We start from the raw sequence: 26017 nt of genomic DNA on the forward strand, positions 1-26017 counted from the left end.
TCTTCGCCACCAAAAAGGTAATAATTCTTATTTACAATTAGAAATGCCTTTGGAGATGTTCATGTTCGCTAAGACTCGATTGGCGCTGTTGGTGGGATGGGTAACCGGCAGCGTGGCTTTTCCTCTGCTGGCGCAGGAAACAACAAAAAACGATACGGTGGTTGTCACCTCGCAGATGCAAAGTGGTGCAACCAAGCTTGCCACGCCGGATATTGAAACCCCGCAGTCGGTGTCTATCATCACCCGCGAACAGTTTGAAGAGCAAGGGGCAACCAGTGTGCGTCAGGCTGTGAGCTATACACCAGGGGTGTACAGCAACCAGATTGGCGCTTCGAACCGTTTTGACTACATTGTGCTGCGCGGTTTCTCTGATGGTAGCCTCGACAACGTCTATCTCGATGGCCTGAAAATGATGGGCGATACCAACTCTCACAGCTCGTTGGTCGTCGATCCTTGGTTCCTTGAAAACATCGAAGTGGTTCGTGGTCCGGCATCCGTGCTGTATGGTCGCTCTTCTCCGGGCGGTATTGTTGCGCTGACATCACGTAAACCCTCGTTTGACCCTGGCGGGGAAGTGAAGTTATTTGCCGGGAACAACAATCAGCGCGGCGCAGCCTTTGATGTGACTGGCGCTCTGGATGATAACGATCGTGTGGCAGCGCGTCTGAGCGGAATGACGCGCTACGCGGACTCGCAGTTTGGTCCATTGAAAGAAGAGCGCTATGCGCTGATGCCAAGCCTGACCTGGCGGATCACCGACCAGACACGCCTCGATCTGATGGCCTATCTGCATCGTGATCCGGAAGGTGGCAGCCACTCAGGTTTGCCTTATGATGGCACCGTGGTTCCCCACTATGGTCAGAAGATCTCTAACACCTTCTTCGAAGGTGAAGATGATTACGACAAATACGATCGCCGCGAAAACATGGTGGGTTACAACATTGAACACATGTTTGACAACGGTTGGTCGGTGCGGCAAAAGCTGCGTTATTTACATACCGATGTCGAACTGAACCAGGTTTATGCGGCAGGCTGGCTGAATGAGACTGAACTCAATCGCGGCTATTCTGGATCCGATGAGAAAATGTCGGCAATTACGCTGGATAACCAGCTTGATGGTAGTTTTGATACCTGGCAGGTGAACCACCGTCTGCTGGTGGGGATCGACTATCAGGATCGCAGCAATAATACCACTGGCTACTACGGCGCATTCCCGCCAATAGATGCCTTTAATCCGGTGTATGGGGCGAAGCCGGATTACATCAGTATGTATGCGCGTGAAAAACACAAACTGCGCCAGACGGGCTATTATCTGCAGGATCAGATGTCCTGGGATCGCTGGCGTATTACTCTGGGCGGTCGTTACGATCAGGTCAGTGTGTCAAATATTGATAAGATCAACGACTCGCGTAGCGATCTGGATAAAAACAACTTCAGCACCCGCGCCGCTCTGCTCTATCTGTTTGATAACGGTTTAGCCCCATACGTGAGCTACTCTACCGCCTTCACGCCGACCAGTTTTGCTGATGAAAACGGTAACCTGCTGGAGCCAATGAAGGGCAAACAGTGGGAAGCCGGGTTGAAATATGAACCAGAAGGGCTGAACAGCCAGTTTAGTGCGTCGGTTTTCCGCATCAATCAGACCAATATCGCCACCAAAGAAGAGCCGACCGATCCGTACCGTTCAATTGGGGAAATTGAATCCGAGGGTGTGGAGCTGGAGGCGATTAGTCAGCTAACAGATAACTTCCGTTTGCAGGCGGCGTATACCTACACCGATATTCGCTATAAGAAAAGCAGTCCGGAAGAGCAAGGTAAGCGCGCTGTTTATGCGCCGCGTAATCAGGCCAGTAGCTGGCTGAGTTACGATGTGAAAAGCGGCCCGCTGGATGGTCTGACGCTGGGTTCTGGCGTGCGTTATGTCAATGGCATTACCAGCGATCGTCTGAATACCCACACTCTACCTTCATACACACTGGTGGATATGGCGATTGGCTACGACTTAACGCATATCGGCCTGAAAGGGGTGAGCGCGCAGCTCAACGTCAATAACCTGACCGATAAACGTTACGTTGCGGCCTGTAACTCACTGTCTTACTGCTACTTTGGTGCTGAACGTAGTATTGTCGGCAGCGTGTCCTGGAAGTTCTGATAGCATAAATGGCCCGGCGTGAGTCTCGCCGGGCAATCCAGGGATCAGCGAGATTACTGAGTAAAGCCGTTATCGATACAAATCTGGGCGTTGGTTCTCAGGGTAAAGGAGAGCTTATTGGGATACTGGCTGTAATAGTTATGTTCTTCTTCCAGCCCCTTCGCCTGGGCCAGACGTACCGTTTCCAGTGAGCAGGTACGATAAATCAGATCTTTTTTCATGATTGCTTGTTGTTCCAGCTGCTTATTTGTGGGCAGCGCCAGCCAGATTTCTGACAGAGAGTAATCAAACACCACCCGATTGCCTTTAGCCTGAATATTTTCAACCGTAATAGAGTCGTCAACTTTCAGCCTCGGCTGTCCACGCATCTTTTTCTTCTCTTCAGCTGCAGCATATTGGGTTAACGCATCGATATCCATCCCGGCTATTTTTTGCTTATAGATTTCAACATAAGTGGCAGGTTGCTGATAATGGTTAGCGTAGGCGTTTCTTAATTCCCCGTCACTCATCGTACAGCCAGCAAGAAAAACAGGTAATACCAGCGTCAGTTTTATTTTAGTCACGATTTTATTCCCGAACATTATTGTGGTCCCTTATTGCCTGTAATGAAATAAAAATTGGGTTATTACAGTTGATATTTAAGGTTGTATAAACAGGGCGACGGGGGCACAAGTTCATTAGTCTTAAAGTGGCATGATAAACAGAAAACCCTGCCAGAATTAGCAGGGTTTTTGTATGGCATGGGAGCGGGTGTGGTGGTGCAGATTATTAGTGCCCAATCATCCTGGCTTTGGGTATCAGTTGGAAATACATATGATCAGGAATTGGCGTGTCCCAGACCTTCGCATAGACCGCAAAACCGATAGCTGAGAAGAGGATACTCAGTACCAGCATTGCCATGACTACACCGGAAAGCGCAGTTTGACGCCACAAGGGTTTACTGTTTTCTTGCGAGCCTGGCGGCGTTTTTAGTGAAAATGTAAGCGTTGAAGCCACCGGACAGGATTCTACGCAGGTCATACAACCGGTACATTCAACGGTTCTGACCTGAATCAAACGATCGACAGGAATCGCTGACGGGCAGTTTTTCGCGCATTTTCCGCAGTCTATACAACTGTCTGCATTACGACGTATTTTAAACGGAGAAAGCAGGGAGAAGAGGCCGAGCAGTGCGCCATAGGGGCACAGATAGCGGCACCAGGCATTGCGGATAAATAAACTCATGACGCTGATAACGATCACGAAGATGAGCGTAGCTCTGCCGATATTGCGGAAGAAATCGAGCATCTTAACGTCGATGATCATTCCATAAGCTGACATCAGGAAGTACTGAATACCTTGTGCGGGCATTGACAGGGCGATATACAGGAAAAAACTCAACAGCAGATATTTCAGACCGAGCAGCGGGATATCCAGCCAGCGTGGTAACCTGAAATGGCGTCCAAATAGCTTTTTCCCTACATTGCCAATCAGTTCTGAAAGCGTACCCACCGGGCATAGCCACGAGCAGAATGATTTTTTTAACAACAGGCTTATCAGGATAAATGCCACTAACAGCAACATTGAGGCTGCATGAACAGGCGGAAGATAACCGGTCTCCAGGGTGTATCTGATATTCATCAACCCTGCGATGGGGAGCCATCCCTCAATGCCGCCAGGTCTTGGAATATAAACGCTGGTGCCGGCGGTTTCGAAATAGCGGACCCAATAATAGAACGTTATGCCAATGTAGATATTGATGGACAGCAGGAGAAACTGGGTGGCTCTTCTCCAGGTGGTGGCATTGCGCCAGTCATTCCACGGTAGTTTTCCTCCGGTCGTGCCGGGGCGGCGCTGCCAGCGAGTTCTCTTTTTCCCGTTCATGGTGTTGTATTATCCCTCTTTATTTCCTCCACACAGGAGGATGCATCACCGGGATATGCTAACGCCAGACAGATATAGTGTATTTGATTTGCATCTTATTAAGTGACTGTTATTTTTATAGCGTTAAAATGCCTTCATAAAAATAACAGCCGATAGTTATCGCAGGTCAAATAAATACCTCGAACGAGGTATTTATTATTTGGCACTTACTTTAGCTGGATGCCTGGGGTCATTCCTGATAAGTCTCTACGCGATTACGTCCATTACTTTTCGCCAGGTAGAGTGCACGATCGGCTTTATCAACCAGTTGCTTGTAGTCCGGATGATAGTCATATTCGGCGATACCAATACTGACGGTAATAGAGAACGACTCAGCGGCAGAGGCCACCATCCGTAGCTCAGCGATTTTCTTACGCAGGGTTTCCAGAATAATATTCGCCTGTGAAATATCCGACTCAACCAGCAGGATCATAAATTCTTCGCCACCGTAGCGGAAAACATAATCGCTGCTGCGGATATGTTCATAAATGATGGCCGCTACGTTCTTCAGCGTGATATCACCGGTGTTATGCCCATAGCGATCGTTGATTTGCTTGAAGTAGTCGATATCCAGCATTGCCAGAGTAAAAGGCTTACGCGAATGTAATGCCAGCGAGATTTCACGGCGCATGATGGTCGGAATAAAGCGACGGTTAAGCAACTGAGTCAGCGAGTCTTTACCATTTTCCTGTTTGACCAGCGCTTCAAACATCGAGGCGAGAAGGAAATGCATTTTTGCAGAAAGCTGTCGAACATCCTGTAAAAGACTCATCCGTTGGGCTTCTGTCGGCTGCTGATTCGACAGTGTCTGCATCAGGCGATCGTCGATTTCTACGATCAGCGACTCCATCTCAGCCAGCAGATTGCTGTTGCCGAGGATGTGTTTTCCCTTATGCGAAAACCACATGCCAAAATCAGAGTTCGACAGAAAAACTATCTCCGCGGAGGGCAACCCCGTGGCTATATTGTAGATAAACTGGTTTTCCCAGTCGGTAAATGAACGGATTTGCCGCTCGCGCTCTACGTTGACATCATCGTAAATTGTCTGCAGGCGATACTGCTCCTGCGTATGCATCGAGTTTTGATAACTTGGGGAGTAGGAGACCGTCATGGCCTCCAGAGCGGTGTCCATTGCCAGGCTGCTGAAACAGATGGCATCGCTTAACAGGCCGGGTGGGTAGTTTGCTTTCTTTTTAAGTACCCGATACAGCTCATCTTTCAGCTTACGTGCGCCGCGATTAACCAGATCGATTGGTAGGCCAATTCGCGCATGGACCACGCCAATATTGCGTTGTTTCGCCAGCAACTGTGAAATATCTTCCTGCGCACTGCCGAGTACGCTGCGAAGCCAGTCAAACATACTGCCGCTGAGGCGGGTGCTGACCTGTTCGGTATTAAGGAATAACGCGCTCTCAGCATGGGAGAGCATGTAGTCATAAAAAACAGTTACTAAATGGCGGATCTCCTGATCGGTTAATGATGTCAGGAGCGTGTGAACTTCAGGAGGTGTCTGGCGCAACAGCGCCTGCCATTCCGAAAGGAGTAATGTGTCGTTTACCGGATCAACCTGTTCCATCTCACAGCCACTCAAAAATACGATTGAAAAATTCAGGCGGTATTACGGACAATTACGTCACGATGGTCAAGTTAAACTCTCTTAACGATGGCTAATACCTTCATAAATCAGCCTTAAAGCGAAGACGCCGATAATGGCGCCAATCACCCGACTGGCAACCCGTTGAATACGTCCGTATGCACGACGCACTGTGGGTAGAGAAAACGCCTGGCTGAGAAAAATACGCCAGATAACGGAAGAAAAGACTATTCCTGCCCACGCCATTAACCTGGCCCAGGTCGGGGTTTCTGCACTTAACGTTACTGAGAAGATACTAATAAAAAACAGCACGGTCTGTGGATTGGACAAATCCGTTAATAATCCACGACGGAAGAAAACATACCAGGGAGCGGAGAGCGGCTGCTGTAATGTGGGCATTTGTGGTGTGGCCTGATGCCGTATGCTATTCCACGCAAACCACAGCAAATAGGCGCCACCGATAATTTTTATCAGCGAAAATATCTCTTCACACTGGGTGATAAGCGTCGCCATCCCAAAGAGTCCCAGACCGGAATAGAAGGCATCGCCTAATGCAACGCCCAGTCCTGTCATTACGCCTGCTCGCCGCCCTGATGCCAGACTGGTTTGCACCACCACGAACAGATTCGCGCCGGGGTTAAAAAAGGTTAAAACAAATAAACTGACGGTAAGTACGACGGCGTGTAGAGGTTCCATAAACAGCGCTTCCATCTGTGAAAAAATTGGCGTTTTACCTTCAATCGTAATTGAGGTCGTTCTGAATCAACCCATACTATAGTTTTAGTGTAAGCATGATTCTGAGTATGTACTCACACTGTTTTATGAAACGCCGCCGATGTTGCAAACGGGCGTCTGGGGTGTTTTCAATAGACCGGGCGGGGTGGCGCACGCAGCGCTACAGGAATCTCTGCCGCCATTGTTTTGCAAAATATCTTTATATTTCTGTTAGCTCTGGATTTTTTATTCGGGCTGAACTACTTATTAATCATCCTTGACTCGCACGATGGATGCTCAGGGGTCGATAATGGCGTAAAACAAAACCTGGAGTTTTTATATGAAAACTGGATATAAGTTATTAATTGGTGCGTTAGCTTTTGTCGTGACCAACGTGTATGCAGCAGAATTTATGACAAAGGTTGAGTTTGAAAAGGTTGAGTCGCAATATACAAAAATTGGTGATATCTCAACAAGTAATGAAGTTTCCGTTGCAGATGCCAAAGAAGAACTTCTGAAGAAAGCAGAAGAGAAAGGTGCTGACGTTGTGGTATTAACATCCGGTCAAACGGATAATAAAATCCATGGCACTGCCAATATTTACAAGAAAAAATAATGCGCTGTATTGAAAGATAAAATACCCGCCAGTCCTTGTACTGGTGGGTTATTCTTTTAACCTGCGCCAGAATGTGGTTCTGCTGATACCGAGATATCGTGCTGCCGCTGTTTTATCGCCATTGAATTGTGCCAGTACCTGCTGTGGCGTCAGCGATGGTGACATCTGGGGTATTTCGGCGACATTGGTCAGTTCCGGCATTAACTGCTGTAAGAAATGGACGTTCAGCTCCGGCTGTGGATCCTCACTTAAAAATAGCGCCAGACGCTCCATCATATTGCGCAGTTCACGAATATTCCCCGGCCAGCCATAATTCAGCAGAGTATGCTGACTCAGACTCAATCCCTTGCGCACTGTCTCTGAAAACGGCACATCTAATTCCGCCAATGACTGTTTTAAAAATCCTTCGGCCAGCGGCAAAATATCGGGCAGACGCTCGCGCAGCGGCGGCAACTGCAGACGCAGAATGCTCAGGCGATAAAACAGATCGGTACGAAACTTTCCCTGTTTCATCTCCTGCTCAAGATGACAATGCGTGGCGCTAATCACCCGCACATCCACCGGGATTGGCTGATGTCCGCCCACCCGCGTAACCTCTTTTTCTTCCAGCACGCGCAGTAGTCGGGTTTGTAGCGGCAGCGGCATCTCGCCAATCTCATCGAGAAACAGCGTTCCACCGTGGGCGATTTCAAACAGACCTGCGCGTCCTCCCCGGCGCGAGCCGGTAAATGCGCCATCCTCATAGCCGAACAGCTCAGCTTCCAGCAATGATTCGGTGATGGCCCCGCAGTTGACGGCGACAAACGGCGGTGAGGGCTTCCCGCGTCGATTCTCCTGGCGGGTGAAATATTCACGATGAATGGCCTGCGCCGCCAGCTCTTTACCGGTTCCGGTTTCGCCCTGAATCAATACCGGCGCGCGGGAGCGGGCGTACAGCATAATCGTATGCCGCATCTGTTCCATCTGCGCAGAGTGACCGCGCATGTCCACCAAGGCATAGCGGGTACGCAGCGTCTCACCAGAAGCATACTGGCCGTTTCGCCGTAGCGTCATACGGGTCATATCCAGCGCATCGCTGAAGGCCTGGCGCACGGTGGATGCCGAATAGATAAAGATGCCGGTCATACCGGCTTCTTCCGCCAGATCGGTAATCAGTCCCGCGCCGACCACCGCTTGTGTACCGCAGGCTTTCAGCTCATTGATTTGTCCACGGGCATCCTCTTCAGTGATATAGCTGCGCTGCTCAAGCTGTAAATTGAATGTTTTTTGAAAGGCCATCAGCGCGGGGATGGTTTCCTGATAGGTGATGACGCCAATCGACGAAGTGAGTTTTCCCGCTTTCGCCAGCGCCTGTAACACATCAAATCCGCTGGGTTTAATCAGGATCACCGGAATGGACAAGCGGCTCTTCAAATAGGCACCGTTGGAGCCTGCGGCGATGATGGCATCGCAACGCTCAGTGGCCAGCTTTTTACGGATCCAGGTCACTGCCTTTTCAAAACCAAGCTGAATAGGGGTGATAGTCGCCAGGTGATCAAACTCGAGGCTAATGTCGCGGAAAAGTTCGAACAGACGCGTGACGGAGACCGTCCAGATAACCGGTTTGTCGTCGTTCACCCGTGGAGGAAGATGTGTATCAGCCATAGCTAACCCAAAAAGTCAGGAACCGAATATTGGGTTTAGTTGTGTTTCATAAATGTTGCAATGAAACACTTAAACCAGTTTCATGAAACGATAGCTGACACGCTTTTGTGCAACAAAGATATAAAGATTTAATTTAATTTATTGTTTTTAAAAACAAAAACAGAAAATGAATAAAAATTAAGGTCTTTGGCATACCCCTTGCTTTAGTTAATCAACGAACGATAACAAGTTGATAACAAGAGGATGGGATATGTCTCTACACTCCCCAGGGCTGGCGTTTCGCGCCGCGCTCACCAAAGAAAATCCATTACAAATCGTTGGCACCATTAACGCCAATCACGCGCTGTTGGCTCAGCGTGCCGGGTATCAGGCGATTTATCTGTCGGGTGGTGGTGTCGCTGCCGGATCGCTGGGCTTGCCGGATCTCGGCATCTCCACTCTGGATGATGTTCTGACTGATATTCGCCGTATTACCGATGTCTGCCCGTTGCCGCTGCTGGTGGATGCAGATATTGGTTTCGGATCCTCGGCATTTAACGTGGCGCGTACTGTGAAATCAATGATCAAAGCCGGCGCCGCTGCGCTGCATATTGAAGATCAGATCGGCGCTAAGCGCTGCGGTCATCGTCCGAATAAAGCGATCGTCTCCAAAGAAGAGATGGTTGATCGTATTCGCGCCGCAGTGGATGCGCGCACCGATCCGAACTTTGTGATCATGGCGCGTACCGATGCGCTGGCGGTGGAAGGGTTGGAAGCGGCAATCGATCGTGCGCGGGCGTATGTCGAAGCGGGTGCTGACATGCTGTTCCCGGAGGCCATCACCGAGCTTTCTATGTACCGCCAGTTTGCTGATGCGGTGCAGGTACCGATCCTCGCCAACATTACCGAATTTGGCGCCACGCCGCTGTTCACCACCGATGAATTGCGTAGCGCTAACGTCGCAATGGCGCTCTATCCGCTGTCTGCTTTCCGTGCCATGAACCGCGCCGCAGAAAGGGTTTACAACGTGCTGCGCCAGGAAGGCACGCAAAAGAGCGTGATCGACATTATGCAGACGCGTAACGAGCTGTACGAAAGCATCAATTATTACCAGTACGAGGAGAAGCTCGACGCCCTGAATCTCAAGTAGGCCTGATAAGGCGCAGCCGCCATCCGGCACTGCCGGATGGCACTACGTTTATCCGGTCTACGGCGTACACCCTCAATACCCTACACATTAAAATAATGACGAGGACAACATGAGCGACACAACGATCCTGCAAAATAATACCAATGTCATTAAGCCTAAAAAATCAGTCGCGCTGTCAGGCGTGCCAGCCGGAAATACCGCCCTGTGTACCGTCGGTAAAAGCGGTAACGATTTACACTATCGTGGCTACGATATTCTCGACCTGGCGCAACAGTGCGAATTTGAAGAAGTTGCACATCTGCTGATCCACGGAAAATTACCCAACCGTGATGAACTCAATGCCTATAAAAGCAAATTAAAAGCGCTGCGCGGTTTACCGGCTAACGTACGTACCGTGCTGGAAGCGCTGCCCGCAGCATCGCACCCTATGGATGTGATGCGCACCGGTGTCTCCGCGTTAGGCTGCACGCTACCTGAAAAAGAGGGGCATACCGTTTCTGGCGCACGTGATATTGCCGACAAGCTGCTGGCCTCGCTCAGTTCGATCCTGCTTTACTGGTATCACTACAGCCACAACGGTGAGCGGATCCAGCCCGAAACCGACGATGATTCTATTGGCGGTCACTTCCTGCATTTGCTGCATGGCGAAAAGCCGTCGCAAAGCTGGGAAAAAGCGATGCACATCTCGCTGGTGCTTTACGCCGAACACGAATTTAACGCCTCCACATTCACCAGCCGGGTGATTGCGGGTACTGGCTCCGATATGTATTCAGCGATTATCGGTGCTATTGGTGCTCTGCGTGGCCCAAAACACGGCGGTGCGAACGAAGTGTCGCTGGAGATCCAGCAGCGCTACGAAACGCCGGATGAAGCCGAAACCGATATCCGCAAGCGTATTGAAAATAAAGAAGTGGTGATTGGTTTTGGCCACCCGGTTTATACCATTGCCGATCCACGTCATCAGGTAATCAAACGCGTGGCGAAGCAGCTTTCTCAGGAAGGTGGTTCGCTGAAGATGTACAACATTGCCGATCGCCTGGAAACCGTGATGTGGGAGTCGAAAAAGATGTTCCCCAACCTCGACTGGTTCTCGGCGGTCTCCTACAACATGATGGGCGTTCCGACCGAAATGTTCACCCCATTATTTGTTATCGCCCGCGTTACCGGCTGGGCGGCACACATTATCGAACAGCGTCAGGATAATAAAATTATCCGTCCTTCTGCCAATTATACCGGCCCGGAAGATCGCGTTTTTGTCCCGATTGATCAGCGTTGCTAATTCAATTCCTCAAATTATAAAACTCAGGAACTCTTGTTATGTCTGCACAAATTTCGAATGTTCGCCCAGAATTTGACCGTGAAATCGTTGATATCGTGGATTACGTCATGAACTACGAAATCACCTCGAAAGTGGCGTATGACACTGCGCATTATTGTCTGCTTGATACCCTCGGCTGTGGCCTGGAAGCGCTGGAATATCCGGCCTGTAAAAAGTTGTTAGGGCCGGTCGTTCCGGGGACGGTAGTGCCGAACGGTGTTCGCGTACCGGGTACTCAGTTTCAGCTTGATCCGGTGCAGGCGGCATTTAACATTGGCGCGATGATCCGCTGGCTGGACTTCAACGATACCTGGCTGGCCGCTGAATGGGGTCATCCTTCCGATAACCTCGGCGGTATCCTGGCGACGGCAGACTGGCTGTCTCGCAATGCGGTGGCTGTTGGAAAAGCGCCGTTAACCATGAAAAAAGTGCTGACCGGGATGATCAAAGCCCATGAAATTCAGGGCTGCATCGCGCTGGAAAACTCCTTTAACCGCGTCGGGCTGGATCACGTTCTGTTGGTTAAAGTCGCGTCGACCGCTGTGGTGGCCGAGATGCTGGGGCTGACTCGTGACGAGATCCTCAATGCGGTATCACTGGCGTGGGTCGACGGGCAGTCGCTGCGTACCTACCGCCACGCTCCGAATACCGGCACGCGTAAATCCTGGGCGGCAGGCGATGCGACTTCCCGCGCGGTACGTCTGGCGCTGATGGCGAAGACCGGTGAGATGGGCTATCCGTCGGCGCTGACGGCAAAAACCTGGGGCTTTTATGACGTTTCTTTCAAAGGGGAGGAGTTCCGCTTCCAGCGTCCATACGGCTCGTACGTGATGGAAAACGTGTTGTTTAAAATTTCCTTCCCGGCAGAGTTCCACTCACAGACTGCGGTAGAAGCGGCGATGACCCTTTATGAGAAGTTGCAGGCGGCAGGGAAAACCGCTGCGGATATCGAAAAAGTGACGATTCGTACTCACGAAGCCTGTATTCGTATCATCGATAAAAAAGGCCCACTAAATAACCCGGCGGATCGCGACCATTGCATTCAGTACATGGTGGCGATCCCTCTGCTGTTTGGACGTTTGACGGCAGCAGATTATGAAGACGGTGTGGCGCAGGATAAACGCATTGATGCCCTGCGCGAGAAGATCAACTGCTTCGAAGATCCTGCCTTTACCGCTGATTATCACGACCCGGAAAAACGCGCTATCGCTAACGCCATCACTCTCGAGTTTACCGACGGTTCACGTTTCGAAGAGGTGGTGGTGGAGTACCCAATTGGCCACGCGCGTCGTCGTCATGACGGTATGCCAAAGCTGGTCGAAAAATTCAAAATCAACCTGGCGCGTCAGTTCCCAACTCGCCAGCAGCAGCGCATCCTGGATGTCTCCCTGGACAGAACACGCCTGGAGCAGATGCCGGTCAATGAGTATATGGATCTTTTCATTATTTAAACCTGCGTGCGGCAAGGCGTAAGTTCAACAGGAGAGCGTTATGTCTTATAGCGATTTTTATCAGCGTTCGATTACCCAACCAGAGTCGTTCTGGGCCGAGCAGGCCCAGCGTATTGACTGGCAGCAGCCGTTTACCCAGGTGCTGGATCACAACCATCCGCCGTTTGCCCGCTGGTTTTGCGGCGGGACGACGAATTTGTGCCATAACGCCATCGACCGTTGGCTGGATAAGCAACCTGATGCGCTGGCGCTGATTGCCGTTTCATCGGAAACCGAAGAAGAACGCACGTTTACCTTTAGCCAGTTGTATGACGAAGTTAACGTAACAGCAGCGATGCTATTGTCGCTGGGCGTTCAACGTGGCGATCGGGTGCTGGTCTATATGCCAATGATTGCCGAGGCGCACATTACGCTACTGGCCTGTGCACGTATTGGGGCGATCCATTCGGTTGTGTTCGGTGGATTCGCTTCACATAGCGTGGCGGCGCGGATCGACGATGCCCGACCAACGGTTATCGTATCAGCAGATGCCGGAGCGCGTGGTGGCAAAATACTGCCGTATAAAACGTTGCTCGACGATGCGATCAATCAGGCGCAGCACCAGCCACGCCATGTGATTTTGGTCGATCGCGGTCTGGCGAAAATGGCGCAGGTGGCGGGGCGTGACCTCGATTTTGCCACGCTGCGTCAGCAGCATCTCGGGGCGCGTGTGCCGGTAACCTGGCTGGAGTCGAACGAAACATCCTGCATTCTCTACACCTCTGGCACGACCGGCAAACCGAAAGGCGTACAGCGTGATGTCGGCGGCTACGCGGTGGCGCTGGCGACCTCAATGGACACCATTTTTGGCGGCAAAGCTGGTGGCGTCTTTTTCTGTGCCTCGGATATCGGCTGGGTGGTTGGACACTCCTACATCGTGTACGCCCCGCTGCTGGCGGGGATGGCGACTATTGTCTACGAAGGGTTACCAACGTATCCGGACTGCGGGGTATGGTGGAAAATCGTCGAGAAATATCAGGTCAGCCGGATGTTCTCGGCGCCGACCGCTATCCGCGTGCTGAAGAAATTCCCGACTGCGCAGATCCGCAACCACGATCTCTCCTCGCTGGAGGTGCTGTATCTGGCGGGTGAGCCGCTGGATGAACCGACGGCGAGCTGGGTAACGGAAACGCTGGGCGTACCGGTTATCGATAACTACTGGCAGACCGAATCCGGCTGGCCGATCATGGCGATTGCTCGTGGACTGGATGACCGGCCTTCGCGTCTGGGTAGTCCTGGCGTGCCGATGTATGGCTACAACGTACAGTTGCTGAATGAAGTGACCGGTGAACCCTGTGAGGCAAATGAGAAGGGAATGCTGGTGATTGAAGGGCCTCTGCCGCCGGGGTGTATTCAAACTATCTGGGGCGATGACACGCGCTTTGTGAATACCTACTGGTCGCTGTTTTCTCGTCAGGTGTACGCCACGTTTGACTGGGGGATCCGCGATGCCGATGGTTATTACTTTATTCTTGGCCGGACGGATGATGTGATTAACGTTGCCGGACATCGACTTGGCACGCGCGAGATCGAAGAGAGTATTTCCAGCTATCCGAACGTTGCGGAAGTGGCGGTAGTGGGCGTAAAAGATGCGTTGAAAGGGCAGGTGGCTGTGGCATTTGTTATTCCGAAGCAGAGCGACAGTCTGGAAGATCGCGATATCGCGCATTCAGAAGAGAAGGCGATTATGGCGCTGGTGGACAGTCAGATTGGTAACTTTGGTCGCCCGGCACATGTCTGGTTTGTTTCTCAACTCCCCAAAACTCGCTCCGGAAAAATGCTGCGGCGAACGATCCAGGCGATCTGTGAAGGTCGCGATCCCGGCGATCTGACCACCATTGACGATCCCGCGTCGTTACAGCAAATCCGTCAGGTAATTGAAGAATAACCAGGCATCTTAACCGTAGGCCGGATAAGTCGCATCAGCGATGCATCCGGCACTACATCTTAATTCGCCTTCTTATACGGTCCGTGATCGCTATCAAATGGCGCATATACAGTGTCCGCCACAAAAGATAACGGCACATCAACAAATAACAACGCTAAATCGAAATAGTTATAATCGTAAGCACCCGGGTTTTTTATTTTATCAATGTCGTGATGCATACCCACGTAATATGTATTTGACTCTTTACCTTCCGTGCGTGCATTAATGCTGCCACATCCCGAAAGTAATGTGCTGATAAATAGCGCTATTACCGCAACTGTCTTTCTGCTCATGCTCTGACCTGGCTTACCACCTTGTTTTACCATAACAGTAGAAAAGCGGCTTTTTGTCCGCAAAACTTAAGCTGTCAGGTAAGTGATAAGGGGGAGTGACAATCTGTCAGGAACAGAGTTGAACGCTGCGAAGCTGTGGCCCGTAAAGGCGTAGCCAATACCCTGGCGACTTGAAGTATGACGGGTATAAGTCTGCCCCTTTACGTTTATTGGATAGTAATCTGTTTAAATAGACAGCTCCGTTTTGTAGTCTTTGTAATAATATTGCTTGTCTCTGTCGCTGATTTCTCGGATGACCCGACAGGGAACGCCAGCAGCAACGACATTGGGTGGGATGTCTTTAGTCACGATACTACCCGCACCGATGACCGTGTTCTCGCCAATCGTAATTCCGGGATTGATAACAACATTACTGCCAATCCAGACATTATTGCCGATCGTTACCGGAAAAGAATACATCTCGCCAAACTTTCTCAGCTCATGATGAACAGGATGCCCGGTTACAGAGATCGTGACGTTGGGTGCAATTAAAACGTTATCGCCTATGGTAACCGTGTAATCATCTACAATGGTGAAGTTAAAATTGGCATAGAAGTTTTTACCAATGTGAATATTGCTACCGTAAGAAAAATAAATGGGGGGCTCTATCCACGCATGTTCTCCCACGGTGCCAAACATTTCATGAATCAGTTTCTCTCTCTTTTCAACTTCTGATGGACGCGTGTGATTAAATTCATACATTAACTCTTTTCCGCGCAATCTCTCTTGCGGTAACCCTTCACACATATCGGTAAACAGCTTTCCTGCTTTTATTCTGTCTCTCATGGCGGTGCTCATTAATGCGACTCCATCCTTGTATGTTAAATTCAGACCTGTCTGTCCATTTGCGTGACATAACGAGAGAATGGTTTTGCGCCGCTAAGCGTAAAGACTGAAATCAGCGTGAAGCTCAGGGCGATGATTCCCAGTACCAGATAAGCTCCCTTAAAACCGATACTTTCGTACATATTACCGGCCAGTATGGACATGAAAATCATTGCCAGCTGTTTGAAGAAACAGAAGCACACCAGATAAATAGTGGCGGAAAAACGAACTTCAAACTGGCTGGTGATGTATTTGAAGCAGCCGACGATCAAGAAGGGGATTTCAAACATATGAAGCGTTTTGAGGATAACAACTTCCAGCGCGGAGGTGGCAAACGCGGAACCGATAATCCTCACTGACATAATAGTGCCTGCCAGCAACAGGGCGTTTTTCCCACCGATGCGATTCACAATTAGCGGGGCAAAAAACATGATGGAAGCGTTGAGTAGCTCTCCCATGGTGGTGACGTAGCCAAATACGCGAGTACCTTGTTCACCAGTGGCAAAGAATGAGGTGAAAAAATTGGCGAACTGCTGGTCGAACACATCATAAGTGCAGGAAACACCGACGACATACAGTGAAAGGAACCATAGTTTAGGTTGTTTAAATAACTCCAGTGCCAGTTTCAGGCTGAAAGCTGAATGATTGGCGCCGACTGCGTCCGCAACCTTTGCAGAAGAAGGCACTTCAGCTTTCGAAAAGAACAGCAGTATTGCCAGAATTATCGCGCAACCCGATCCCAACCAGAAGACAAACTGGTTGTTAATAGTAAACATAATCCCGGCAATTGAGGCGCACAATGCCCAGCCCACGCAACCAAACATACGTGCGCGGCCAAATTCAAAATGACTTCGGCGACTCGCTTTTTCAATATAGGCTTCGATTGCCGGAGCCCCTGCGTTGTAAATAAAACCCAGGTAAATTCCCCCGACAATAGAGCCGAGTAAAATATTAAACTGCAGTAGTGGACCAAAAACGTAAATAAAGAACGGGGCAAACATTACCAGCATCCCGGTAATGATCCATAGCAGGTGTTTTCGCAGTCCGAGTTTATCGGAGAGCAGACCAAAAATGGGCTGAAAAAGCAGTGAGAATAAAGAGATGCAGGCGAAGATGACGCCGGTATCCCCTTTGCTGATATGGTTTATATCGTGTAACCAGATAGGGAAAAATGGGAAATAAGCCCCCATAATAAAAAAGTAAAAGAAGAAGAAAAAACCGAACATCCAAAAGTTAGTGTTTTTTAAATAATACATAATGGATTTCCTTACGCAAAATAATGGCAGGTCGCAACCTGCCCAATTATTTATTATTTTTAGCGCCAGTTGACCTGGTAGTGATAGTGTCCGGCACTCAGTTGATATTCCGGCGAAACGGAAGGACTCCATGAGTCATCCCCGCCGACGCCCATATGGAAACCATCAATATTGAGCCAGGTCCCCGCCTCTGGTTGCAGCAGATGGCGATGGCTGGTTTCCATCAGTTGTTTCTGACTGTAGCGACTGATGTTGAACTGGAAATCACCGCGCCACTGATGAGCACCGTAGCGCAATTCGCGCGTTCCACAGCGCAGGCCGTTTTCACTCGGAAAAACGTAAGGGGTATACATCTCATCCAGCGAAAGATCCCACTTGCCAAAACAGGCCGCGCTCAGGCGGTCCGGGTAGTTCTCGTGGGGACCGAGACCTGTCCAGTTTACCCGCTCAGCGACCAACGCAAGCTGACAGCTAAGACCAATCCTCGCCGGATGCGGCGTTCCGCTGGCGACATCGACATCTATTGTCATTTGCATCTCACCGTGTCCGTCAATACGGTAGGATTTTCGGCTGATAAACAGTGTGTTACCAAGGTACTGCCAGGCATGTACGGTGGTAATCAGTACGCTGCTGGACAGTGTTTCGGCTTCACAAACCAGTAGCTTTGGCTCTGTGTGATAGTGACCTGCCGCCTTCCAGCGTTCGACCCAGGCGTTGGGATCGATACGGGTGACTTCACTGACACCAATGTCGTTATCCAGCGGTGCGCGGATGAACTGATCGATTAACGGGGTTAATAACTGCGGCGTATCATCCATCCAGTATTGTGTTAGCAGACCTGACTGACGGGAGAATTCCCAGCGTTTGTTATTGACTGCCGCTGTAAATGCGCCCTCGCTGACGGTCAGCTTTGGCGTTGTACTGGCATGTGATGGAAGTGTCAGACTGAATTTTTCTTCCAGTTTCCACTGATACCAGGCACTGATATGTCCAGCTTCTGACCACCCGGTCGCCTGGGGCTGAGCAACGTGCACCGTCAGCCACAGCTGGCCCGCAGTTTCAGGCATCGGGATTTCCGGCAGGGTGATTATCTGGTTGCCCTGCGGAGCGATATCCAGTGCCTGCTCTCCGCTGGCCAGTGGATTACCGTCCTGAGCGATAGACCAGTGCAAAACTTCGTTATCGCTGCGACGGAACAAATATTCACTGGTGACCTCAATCTTCCATTGCGCGCCAGGGAGCAACGTGAACTGGAAAAATTGCTGCGCGTGTTTAGCCTCGTACAGTGATGGATGCGGTGTGCGATCGGCAAACACCAGACCGTTCATACAGAACTGACGATCGTTCGGCGTGTCGCCAAAGTCACCGCCGTAGGCAGACCAGGGCTTACCTTCGTCATCGTATCTGATGAGCGACTGATCCACCCAGTCCCAGACGAAACCGCCCTGTAAGCGAGGGTACTGGCGAAACGCCTGCCAGTATTTAGCGTAACCGCCGAGGCTGTTGCCCATCGCATGGGCGTATTCGCAAAGGATTAACGGGCGCAGCTCACCGGGCATCGACAGCCATTTTTTGATTGACCATTTTGGCACAGCCGGGAAAGGCTGATCCTGGTCGACGCGGGCATACATTGGGCAGATGATGTCTGTTGCTGCGGTATCTGCGCCCCCGCCTTCGTACTGCACCGGGCGGGACGGGTCTTCTGATTTAATCCAGCGGTAGAGGGCATCGTGGTTCACGCCGTGACCGGATTCATTTCCCAGCGACCAGATAATAATACTGGGGTGGTTGCGATCGCGCTGCACCATACGCGTGACGCGCTGACTCATGGCTGGCAGCCAGTCTGGATTGTCGGTCAGGCGATTCATCGGCACCATGCCGTGGGTTTCGATATTGGCTTCATCCACTACGTACAGCCCGTAGCGATCGCACAGGGTGTACCACAGCGGATGATTCGGATAATGGGAGCAGCGTACGGCATTGAAGTTGTTCTGCTTCATCAGGATGATGTCCTGCAGCATCGTCGCTTCGTCCATCACCTGACCGTTTTTCGGGTGATGTTCATGCCGGTTGGTTCCGCGAATCAATAGTGGCTTGCCGTTTAACAGGAGCAGACCATTTTCAATGCTCACCTGACGAAAGCCGACATCGCAGGCTTCTGCTTCAATCAGTGTGCCGTTGGCTGTATGTAACTGTACAACAGCGCGGTACAGATTGGGTGTTTCTGCGCTCCACAGCGCCGGGTTTTCAACATTCAGACGCAGCGAAGTGCGATCGTTGTAAGCCCCGCGCTCATCAATGATCTCGCTGCCTAACAGGGCGGTGGTATCGCTGATCAGTGTTTCACCATCCCACAATTGTAGGGTGACGCGTAAATCTTCGCTCTCGTTGCCCGCCACCCTGACTTCCGCTTCCAGCACTGCGCGACTGAAGTCATCGTTAAAGCGGGTGTTGACACGCAGATCGCGGATTTGCGTCGTGGGTTTGTGCAGCAGAGAAACGTCGCGGAAAATACCGCTCATACGCCACATGTCCTGGTCTTCCAGATAGCTACCATCGCTCCAGCGTAGCACCATCACCGCCAGACGGTTTTCACCGCGAGTCAGGAAATTGCTAAGATCAAATTCGGAAGGCAGACGACTGTCCTGACCGTAGCCGACCCAGCGACCATTGCACCACAGATGAAATGCAGAATTGACACCATCAAAAATAACGCGAGTCTGGCCCTCAAGTAGCCAGCCTTCATCTACACTAAATGTGAGCGAGTAACATCCGGTTGGGTTCTCAGCCGGAACGTACGGGGGGTTGACCGGAAACGGATAGGTAATGTTGGAGTAGATTGGTACGTCATAACCGCTCATCTGCCAGTTAGAAGGCACCACGATGGTATCCGCCTGCGGCAGATCGTTTTCAAGCCAGCTTTCAGGTACCGCTTCTGGCGAAGCAAACCAGGCAAATTTCCACTCACCATTCAGTGAACGCAATTGCGCAGCGCGACTGTTCCTGCGGGCATCATCCGCTGAGCGCCAGCTACAAAAAGGCGGGTGAGCCTCCAGGCGATTGAGTTGTGTCACGCCGGGGTTTTCCCAGTCGCGGCGTTTCAGTACGGCGGCGAGTGAATCCGTGTTCAGGGTCATGGCAGTATCCTGGTTAAATTTGTTATTCGCTCACAATTTTATTGAACATACGTGGGAGTCGATTATTTTGTAAAGGGGAGGGTGAATAATAATTGAACTAAATCACATAAATTCAGGTATGCGAGATAAAGATGATAACTTCCCCATGGAGTGTTAAAGACGAGAAATTTGGCGGGCCAGCTGCATTAAAGACTCCGCGAGTCCCTGAGCGGTAGCGGTCTGAGTATTCGGCGGCAGAACGGTTTTTCGCTCAACCAGCGTAACGGGCAGAAGCTGGTTACCCGGGGCGGATCCACCCTGTGAAAGCTGTAATAGTTTGTCGACGCTGGTTTGTCCAAGCATCGGGAAATCCTGCTTTATTGTGGTCAGCGGCGGGATATAACAGGAGCTGTCTTCGGTGTCATCATAGCCAATTACCGAGATGTCGGTTGCGACCCGCAGGCCAAATTCGCTTATTGCCCGCATCGCGCCCAGTGCCATTTGATCATTGGCGACCAGCATAGCGGTAGGGATGTTACCGTCGTTAAGCATCTGCATGGTTTGATGAAAACCGGACATAGCGCTCCAGTCGCCTTCCATTTCCACCGTCGGTTGTAGCTGGTAGTGCGCCAGATACTTATGCCAGCCCGCGTGTCTGAGCCGTGCCGAGACTGAGGTATTCGGTCCGGCTAACAGAGCGATACGTTGATGGCCATGCTGTACCAGATGTTCTACGCCCAGTCGCGCGCCATCGTCATGGGAGAAAATCACGCTGTTAATTGGGGATTGATCCGAGACATCAAGAAACAGCACCGGCACCGGGGCGCAGGAGGCGGCAACGGCAATGGCGTCCTCTTCATCAAGCGGATAGTTGATGATAAGCCCGGTCACACGCTGTGACAGCAGGTTATGTACCGCCGATTTACACGCTTGCATACCGCTACGCTCAACCATCGCAATCACCACACTGGCCCCGGACTGGTCGGCGCGAGATTTAATGGCGGCAACAATTTGCGAGGGTGCATGCAGAGCAAGGTTTGCGGTCACCACGCCGATAAGCGGCGTTTGCTTGCCCGCAAGCTGCTGTGCGACGCGGTTGGGGATATAGTTAAGTTCCGCCATTGCGGCCTCAACTTTCTGACGGGTTTTCGCGGAAACGTGGCTGGCCTGATTCACGACGCGGGAGACGGTCTGGTAAGAGACTCCTGCATGGTCTGCAACATCGTATAGCGTTACCGGTTTCACATTTACCACCCTGATTTCCATGTTATCCACGCGCTATCATGCCACACCATGAAAGGTTTTTCGTCATTTGTGGCATTGTTCTGCGAGGCTCATTTCGGAGAAAGAAGCTTTCAGCAAATCGCTCCCTGTGGTCTATGGTTGCCATATTTAACATAATGATATATCAAAAAATAGTGAGGAAATTGTGAGTGATCTGGAGGCAAAGAACATTCTGTCCATTTACCGACGCCACGCAGCTGCGTTTGCCTGCCAGCGCTCGCGCACGCTTTTTGAAAAACACTGGCTGGATAAATTCATTGCGGCAATGGGCGGGCTGGGCAGCATTGTAGATATTGGCTGTGGGAATGGTCAGCCGATTGCCGACTATTTTATCCAGCAAGGTTTTCAGCTTACCGGTGTGGATGGTTCAGCGGCGATGCTGGCGCGCGCCCGGCAAGCTTTTCCCGACCAGCGCTGGCTGGAGCAGGATATGCGCGAATTAACGCTGAATGAAACTTTCGAGGGTTTGCTTGCCTGGGACAGTTTTTTCCATTTAACCCAGCAGGACCAACAAAACATGTTCCCGATTTTTGACCGGCTCAGCCATCCCGGTAGCGCACTCATGTTTACCAGCGGCACCAGTAACGGCATCGCCATGGGACAGTTTGAAGGCGAACCGTTGTTTCACGCCAGTCTTGCGCCCGACGAGTACCGCGCACTGCTGTCAGCGCACGGCTTTGAGGTGATTGATATGGTGATGGAAGATCCGCAATGCGCCGGGCATACGGTCTGGCTGGCGAAGAAAAGGGGTTAAACGCCGCGAAAAGTTTTGCGCCACTCAGCGGGACTGACACCGAAGTGTGATTTAAAATGCTGGCGCCAGGTTACCGGCGACAGAAAGCCAACCTGTTCGGCAATTCTTTCAACGGGTAACGGGCTGGACTCAAGCAGTTCCTGACTGCGACGCAGGCGTTCGGCAATCAGCCACTCTGCCACGCTCGACCCGGTAGCTTTCATAAAATGGCGGGTTAAAGTTCGCCGACTCATCATTACCCGCTTCGCCAGCCCGTCGAGGTTATGTTGTTCGTGGATATGCTGGCGCAAATAGTCGAGCAGAGCGTTGATGCGCTGATCCTGGGTACTTTTCGCCACTGGCTGTTCGATAAACTGCGCCTGTCCTCCTTCGCGATGTGGCGGCACAATCATCCGTCGGGCAATCTGATTCGCGACCGTACTGCCAAAGCGTTGGCGGATCACATACAAGCAGCAATCAAGAGCGGCTGCGGTACCTGCCGAGGTGATAATGCCGTCGTCATCCACATATAAGGCGTTGATATCCAGACGAGCGGCGGGAAAACGTGCCTGAAAGTCTTGTTCAAACTCCCAGTGCGTGGCCGCTCGTTTGCCGTCCAGCAATCCGGCATAGCCGAGAACAAATGCACCCAGGCACAATCCGACAATTTGGGCGCCGTTTTGCCGCGCGCGATTGAGTGCATCAAGCAGACTTTGTGCCGGGCGATGGGCCGTGGTGCCCCAGTATGGGATCACCACAATGTCGGCCGCCTCCACGGCTTCATAACCGTGAGAGGCGGTGACGGAAAAGCCGTCCTGAGAAGCGATGATGCCAGGTTTCTCGGCGCACAGTTGCACCTCAAAGCGTTTTTTCGCCGCCACTTTGTCACTGAAAATGATGCACGGCACCGAGAAGTGAAACGGGCTGAAATCTTCAACGGCGACGATAGCGACGGTGAGCGGGAGCATACGATTCCTCTGTTGGCATTAAAACGTCAGGGTTTCACCATCTTCAGGCACGTTGACGAATTCCGCAATCTGGTTGTCGTGGGCATAATCTTTCAGAGCTGAACGGGTGAGCAGGCAGTGGTTAATCGCTTCCATATGGGTCGCGACAATCTGTGCCTGCGGCAGCGTGAAGTGGGTTTTTAGTACATCCTCAGCACCCATAATAATTGGCCCAAAACCGATAACGTGGGCAAAGCCTGCGTTCAAAATAACCACATCTGGCTGGAAAGTCTGCATATTGGTTTCCACCTCGTTGCGCCAGATGGTGTCCCCGACCAGATACAGCGTTTTTTCCGCCGGATGCTGGAAGATAACCCCGCAGGCATCACCCAGACGCTCCGCCATTTGCGGGATGGCGTAAGCGCGATCCGAGCCGTGCTGGCCGCCGGTTTTACGCAGGGTGATGTCGCCCAGCGTAGTGCTGTGCGTCAGTACGGTCAGTTGTGTGAAACCCTGCTCCCGCAGCACGTGCTCATCCTGCTCATTTTGCACATAGATCGGTTTATCTTTCGGCACGACGCGAGTGGCAACCTCGTCCCAGTGATCCTCGTGCAGATGGGTCACGATCAGCGCATCGACGTTAAGCAGGGTATCGATGTCGATGGGCAGATCGACGGTTGGGTTACGGATCTCTGCGCGCGCTGTTCCGGCAAAACCCGGATAAGCACTTTTTGGCGCCAGCATAGGATCGACCAGAAAGGTTTTGCCGCCAAAGGTGATGCGTTGCGTGGCATTGCGTATTTGCGTGATGTTCATGGTGTTTGCTCCACGTTTTGGGTCAGTGGTGTCATCGTAGAGTGTTGTCCAGAAGATAAATGTGGGCAAATGGGCGATTAGCGATGGGATTGGGCCAACCGGATGCTATGATTACCGATGCCGTGACGTAAAGTGTATGCCGCGATAGTAAATTAAATGATAGCCAACCTGCTTAATATTTATTTAATACCAGACAATGATACCGTGCTGAATAAATCAGAGTGAATTAAATGTAAGTGATTTTATTAAATGAAAAACGGCTGCAGAGAATATTTTGATATATTCAATGTATTATCGCCAATAAAACAGATCGCTAACGGTGAAATAAGAATGCTATCATTCGCACCAGACGATGCAGGCAACCGCTGACACACGGCATTCACCCCGGAGCAACTGATGAACAACGAAATTTCGCTGAAGTATTATGATATTGCCGACGAGTACGCGACGGAGACGACAAAGCCGGTGAACGAGCCGGAACGCGACTCCCTGGCGCATTACTTCCAGCTACTGATCACCCGTTTAATGAACAACGAGGAGATCAGCGAAGAAGCGCAGCAGGAGATGGCTGGTGTTGCTGGCATCGACGAACAGCGTATCGATGAGATAGCGGAGTTTCTCAATCGCTGGGGTAACGAGTAACCAAAGGCGTAGCCTGCACTGGCATTGTGTTTTACACTGCGCACAGCAATAATTTAGTAGATTAACGATTAACCAGGCGGTAAAGCAATGAACGGAACAATCACAACGTGGTTTAAAGATAAAGGCTTTGGATTTATCAAAGATGAAAACGGAGATAACCGTTATTTTCATGTGATTAAGGTTGCTAACCCTGAGCTGATCAAGAAAGATGCGGCGGTGACTTTCGAACCCACGACCAATAACAAGGGTTTGTCAGCTTATGCGGTGAAAGTCGTACCAGAGAGCAAGTACATTTATATCGCGGGCGAGCGACTAAAGCTCACGGCGATCAAGTCTTACCTGGTATACAGTGAAGAAGTGCCTGTTGAGACTCGCATTGATAAAGAAAATGCGGTGTTGTCTGTGGGCGTACTGATGAACAGCATCAAACCGAAATCAGATGTGAAGCCCGGAGAAATGCGTACGCTGAAAAAGTTGGCAATCACCACCTTCCAGGGAACAACGCTGATCTTCTCGGAAGATGAGATAGACATCGACGCCACGGTGAAACTCCTCAAGGTCTGAAATCTTTTGGACTGACTGTGAGCCGAAATTCTGCGCCGTTCAGGTGCAGAATTTCGGGTGGTATTTTTGTTCTTTTAACTCTGTGACAGATGGCTTATGTTCGAAGTCTGAGAGTAATATCGCTATGGAAATACGCCATGGGATACTATTTAAGGTACTATCTTAACGGCTGACACAAACAGATGCTGTCCATAACGCATTGTATCCATTCTCAAACCATTTATCCCCAAGAATATCAATATCTCCATTGTCATGAAATTTAACAAAAGCCGCTATATCAATTTTTTCTCCGGTTTTTATATAAGAAGCAATTCCTTCGCAATACCAAAAGTCTGTTTTTTTATTTAGTGAGACAAAATAGCGGCTATCGCCCCATTGCAGATCAAATTTTATTCCTACATCAGAGCGAATGAAGTTTGAAATGTTAACGATAGAAGGTTTTTCATCTTCATAATAGAAACGACATTCATCAGATGTTTCATAGTTAATTTTTTTAGTTAGCATGTTTTTTTTGACACCTTCAATGATTTTTATTTTTGCACTTTTAGATGGAATTCTTCCGGCATGGCTTAATAACTTAAATAATTCATTTTGGAGATATGAATAAGTAACGTCATCAATGTCTGAGCTGAATTTTGATAACTGTTTTTCAGTTATCTTTCCATCCAGTTCAGGATATGTCTTATTATAAATGTCAATGCTTATTTCAGCGTAGCCTATATATTTGCTTGGACCAAAGCACCATTGATTATTGAGTTCATCTTTATAAGCATACCAGCATTTAAATCGTCCAGACTGTTCAAATATTGGATTTCTAGGCGTTTCGTTAAGTGCTTGAGTAAAAGAAAAAATATTATCAACGATTTCTTCTTTTGAGTTTACTAGCCGTATCATCATAATCTCCGAAATTAGCGATTTCCAGATTAGCGCCATTACCGCATTTAGATCCATTAGATCCATCTGTTTCTGAGATGTTTATCACGAATTATTAATGATCTTGTGACTACTTACATTGA

The 26017-nt window shown here is 50.4% G+C and carries 22 protein-coding genes; 9 read left to right on the plus strand and 13 right to left on the minus strand.

Annotation, left to right across the window (positions count from 1 at the left end):
• Nucleotides 1–43: 43 nt before the first annotated feature.
• Entirely contained in the window at nucleotides 44–2152 is a 2109-nt protein-coding gene (foxA, locus tag OGX98_RS07230) for a ferrioxamine B receptor FoxA (protein ID WP_200041934.1), read from the plus strand.
• Between the two features lie 53 nt (nucleotides 2153–2205).
• Here foxA and OGX98_RS07235 read toward each other — a convergent pair whose 3' ends face one another.
• The 4 genes from OGX98_RS07235 to OGX98_RS07250 all read right to left on the minus strand — a co-directional run bounded on the left by OGX98_RS07235 (nucleotide 2206) and on the right by OGX98_RS07250 (nucleotide 6344).
• Entirely contained in the window at nucleotides 2206–2715 is a 510-nt protein-coding gene (locus tag OGX98_RS07235) for a hypothetical protein (protein ID WP_225760564.1), read from the minus strand.
• 205 nt (nucleotides 2716–2920) lie between these two features.
• On the minus strand, nucleotides 2921–4015 hold the full coding sequence (locus OGX98_RS07240) for a 4Fe-4S binding protein (RefSeq protein WP_045440324.1): 1095 nt from the start codon (nucleotides 4013–4015) through the stop codon (nucleotides 2921–2923).
• A gap of 229 nt (nucleotides 4016–4244) precedes the next feature.
• Entirely contained in the window at nucleotides 4245–5630 is a 1386-nt protein-coding gene (locus OGX98_RS07245) for a diguanylate cyclase (protein ID WP_286595053.1), read from the minus strand.
• Nucleotides 5631–5711: 81 nt separating this feature from the next.
• The gene (locus tag OGX98_RS07250; RefSeq protein WP_286595054.1) at nucleotides 5712–6344 is read right to left on the minus strand and encodes a LysE family transporter; all 633 of its coding nucleotides are present in this window, start codon (nucleotides 6342–6344) and stop codon (nucleotides 5712–5714) included.
• Nucleotides 6345–6702: 358 nt separating this feature from the next.
• On the opposite strand from OGX98_RS07250, the gene yahO reads away from it, so the two are divergent.
• Nucleotides 6703–6978, plus strand: a complete 276-nt coding sequence (yahO, locus tag OGX98_RS07255; protein WP_045440330.1) for a DUF1471 family periplasmic protein YahO — start codon at nucleotides 6703–6705, stop codon at nucleotides 6976–6978.
• A gap of 48 nt (nucleotides 6979–7026) precedes the next feature.
• Here yahO and prpR read toward each other — a convergent pair whose 3' ends face one another.
• Nucleotides 7027–8622 (minus strand): propionate catabolism operon regulatory protein PrpR, encoded by a 1596-nt coding sequence (prpR, locus tag OGX98_RS07260; protein ID WP_200012128.1) that lies wholly within the window; start codon nucleotides 8620–8622, stop codon nucleotides 7027–7029.
• Between the two features lie 250 nt (nucleotides 8623–8872).
• Between prpR and prpB the strand changes: the two genes are divergently transcribed.
• The 4 genes from prpB (at nucleotide 8873) to prpE (ending at nucleotide 14447) form a co-directional block, all read left to right on the plus strand.
• Nucleotides 8873–9751, plus strand: coding sequence for a methylisocitrate lyase (gene prpB, locus OGX98_RS07265; RefSeq protein ID WP_045440332.1), 879 nt, complete (start codon nucleotides 8873–8875; stop codon nucleotides 9749–9751).
• Nucleotides 9752–9860: 109 nt separating this feature from the next.
• Entirely contained in the window at nucleotides 9861–11030 is a 1170-nt protein-coding gene (prpC, locus tag OGX98_RS07270) for a bifunctional 2-methylcitrate synthase/citrate synthase (protein WP_045440334.1), read from the plus strand.
• A 38-nt stretch (nucleotides 11031–11068) separates the two neighbouring features.
• Nucleotides 11069–12520 (plus strand): bifunctional 2-methylcitrate dehydratase/aconitate hydratase, encoded by a 1452-nt coding sequence (locus OGX98_RS07275; protein ID WP_286595056.1) that lies wholly within the window; start codon nucleotides 11069–11071, stop codon nucleotides 12518–12520.
• Between the two features lie 40 nt (nucleotides 12521–12560).
• Complete coding sequence (gene prpE / locus OGX98_RS07280; RefSeq protein WP_045440339.1) at nucleotides 12561–14447, plus strand: propionate--CoA ligase; 1887 nt, start codon at nucleotides 12561–12563, stop codon at nucleotides 14445–14447.
• A gap of 59 nt (nucleotides 14448–14506) precedes the next feature.
• Here prpE and OGX98_RS07285 read toward each other — a convergent pair whose 3' ends face one another.
• From OGX98_RS07285 to OGX98_RS07305, 5 genes are all read right to left on the minus strand, one after another.
• A complete protein-coding gene (locus tag OGX98_RS07285; RefSeq protein WP_045440341.1) occupies nucleotides 14507–14779 on the minus strand; it encodes a YceK/YidQ family lipoprotein in 273 nt (90 codons plus the stop codon).
• A 225-nt stretch (nucleotides 14780–15004) separates the two neighbouring features.
• Nucleotides 15005–15616 carry a galactoside O-acetyltransferase gene (gene lacA, locus OGX98_RS07290; protein ID WP_286595057.1) on the minus strand — a complete coding sequence of 204 codons (612 nt, stop codon included), beginning with the start codon at nucleotides 15614–15616 and terminating at the stop codon, nucleotides 15005–15007.
• A 29-nt stretch (nucleotides 15617–15645) separates the two neighbouring features.
• Complete coding sequence (locus OGX98_RS07295) at nucleotides 15646–16899, minus strand: MFS transporter (RefSeq protein ID WP_136345276.1); 1254 nt, start codon at nucleotides 16897–16899, stop codon at nucleotides 15646–15648.
• A 59-nt stretch (nucleotides 16900–16958) separates the two neighbouring features.
• Nucleotides 16959–20036 (minus strand): beta-galactosidase, encoded by a 3078-nt coding sequence (locus OGX98_RS07300; protein ID WP_286595058.1) that lies wholly within the window; start codon nucleotides 20034–20036, stop codon nucleotides 16959–16961.
• 153 nt (nucleotides 20037–20189) lie between these two features.
• Nucleotides 20190–21269, minus strand: a complete 1080-nt coding sequence (locus tag OGX98_RS07305) for a LacI family DNA-binding transcriptional regulator (protein WP_200012134.1) — start codon at nucleotides 21267–21269, stop codon at nucleotides 20190–20192.
• 175 nt (nucleotides 21270–21444) lie between these two features.
• On the opposite strand from OGX98_RS07305, the gene OGX98_RS07310 reads away from it, so the two are divergent.
• The gene (locus OGX98_RS07310; protein WP_045440353.1) at nucleotides 21445–22053 is read left to right on the plus strand and encodes a class I SAM-dependent DNA methyltransferase; all 609 of its coding nucleotides are present in this window, start codon (nucleotides 21445–21447) and stop codon (nucleotides 22051–22053) included.
• Here OGX98_RS07310 and OGX98_RS07315 read toward each other — a convergent pair.
• Both OGX98_RS07315 and OGX98_RS07320 read right to left on the minus strand, forming a co-directional pair.
• On the minus strand, nucleotides 22050–23000 hold the full coding sequence (locus OGX98_RS07315; protein ID WP_284097372.1) for a GlxA family transcriptional regulator: 951 nt from the start codon (nucleotides 22998–23000) through the stop codon (nucleotides 22050–22052). The two genes, OGX98_RS07310 and OGX98_RS07315, sit on opposite strands and share 4 nt — an antisense overlap.
• Nucleotides 23001–23018: 18 nt before the next feature.
• A complete protein-coding gene (locus OGX98_RS07320; protein WP_045440358.1) occupies nucleotides 23019–23795 on the minus strand; it encodes an MBL fold metallo-hydrolase in 777 nt (258 codons plus the stop codon).
• Nucleotides 23796–24191: 396 nt separating this feature from the next.
• On the opposite strand from OGX98_RS07320, the gene OGX98_RS07325 reads away from it, so the two are divergent.
• Both OGX98_RS07325 and OGX98_RS07330 read left to right on the plus strand, forming a co-directional pair.
• A complete protein-coding gene (locus tag OGX98_RS07325) occupies nucleotides 24192–24437 on the plus strand; it encodes a DUF2543 family protein (RefSeq protein ID WP_045449467.1) in 246 nt (81 codons plus the stop codon).
• An 87-nt stretch (nucleotides 24438–24524) separates the two neighbouring features.
• Entirely contained in the window at nucleotides 24525–25001 is a 477-nt protein-coding gene (locus tag OGX98_RS07330; RefSeq protein WP_045440360.1) for a cold-shock protein, read from the plus strand.
• A gap of 162 nt (nucleotides 25002–25163) precedes the next feature.
• Here OGX98_RS07330 and OGX98_RS07335 read toward each other — a convergent pair whose 3' ends face one another.
• The gene (locus OGX98_RS07335; RefSeq protein ID WP_200012143.1) at nucleotides 25164–25952 is read right to left on the minus strand and encodes a hypothetical protein; all 789 of its coding nucleotides are present in this window, start codon (nucleotides 25950–25952) and stop codon (nucleotides 25164–25166) included.
• Nucleotides 25953–26017 lie beyond the last annotated feature (65 nt).

This window comes from Citrobacter sp. Cm046, assembly GCF_030333065.1.
Classification (GTDB): Bacteria; Pseudomonadota; Gammaproteobacteria; order Enterobacterales; family Enterobacteriaceae; genus Citrobacter; species Citrobacter murliniae.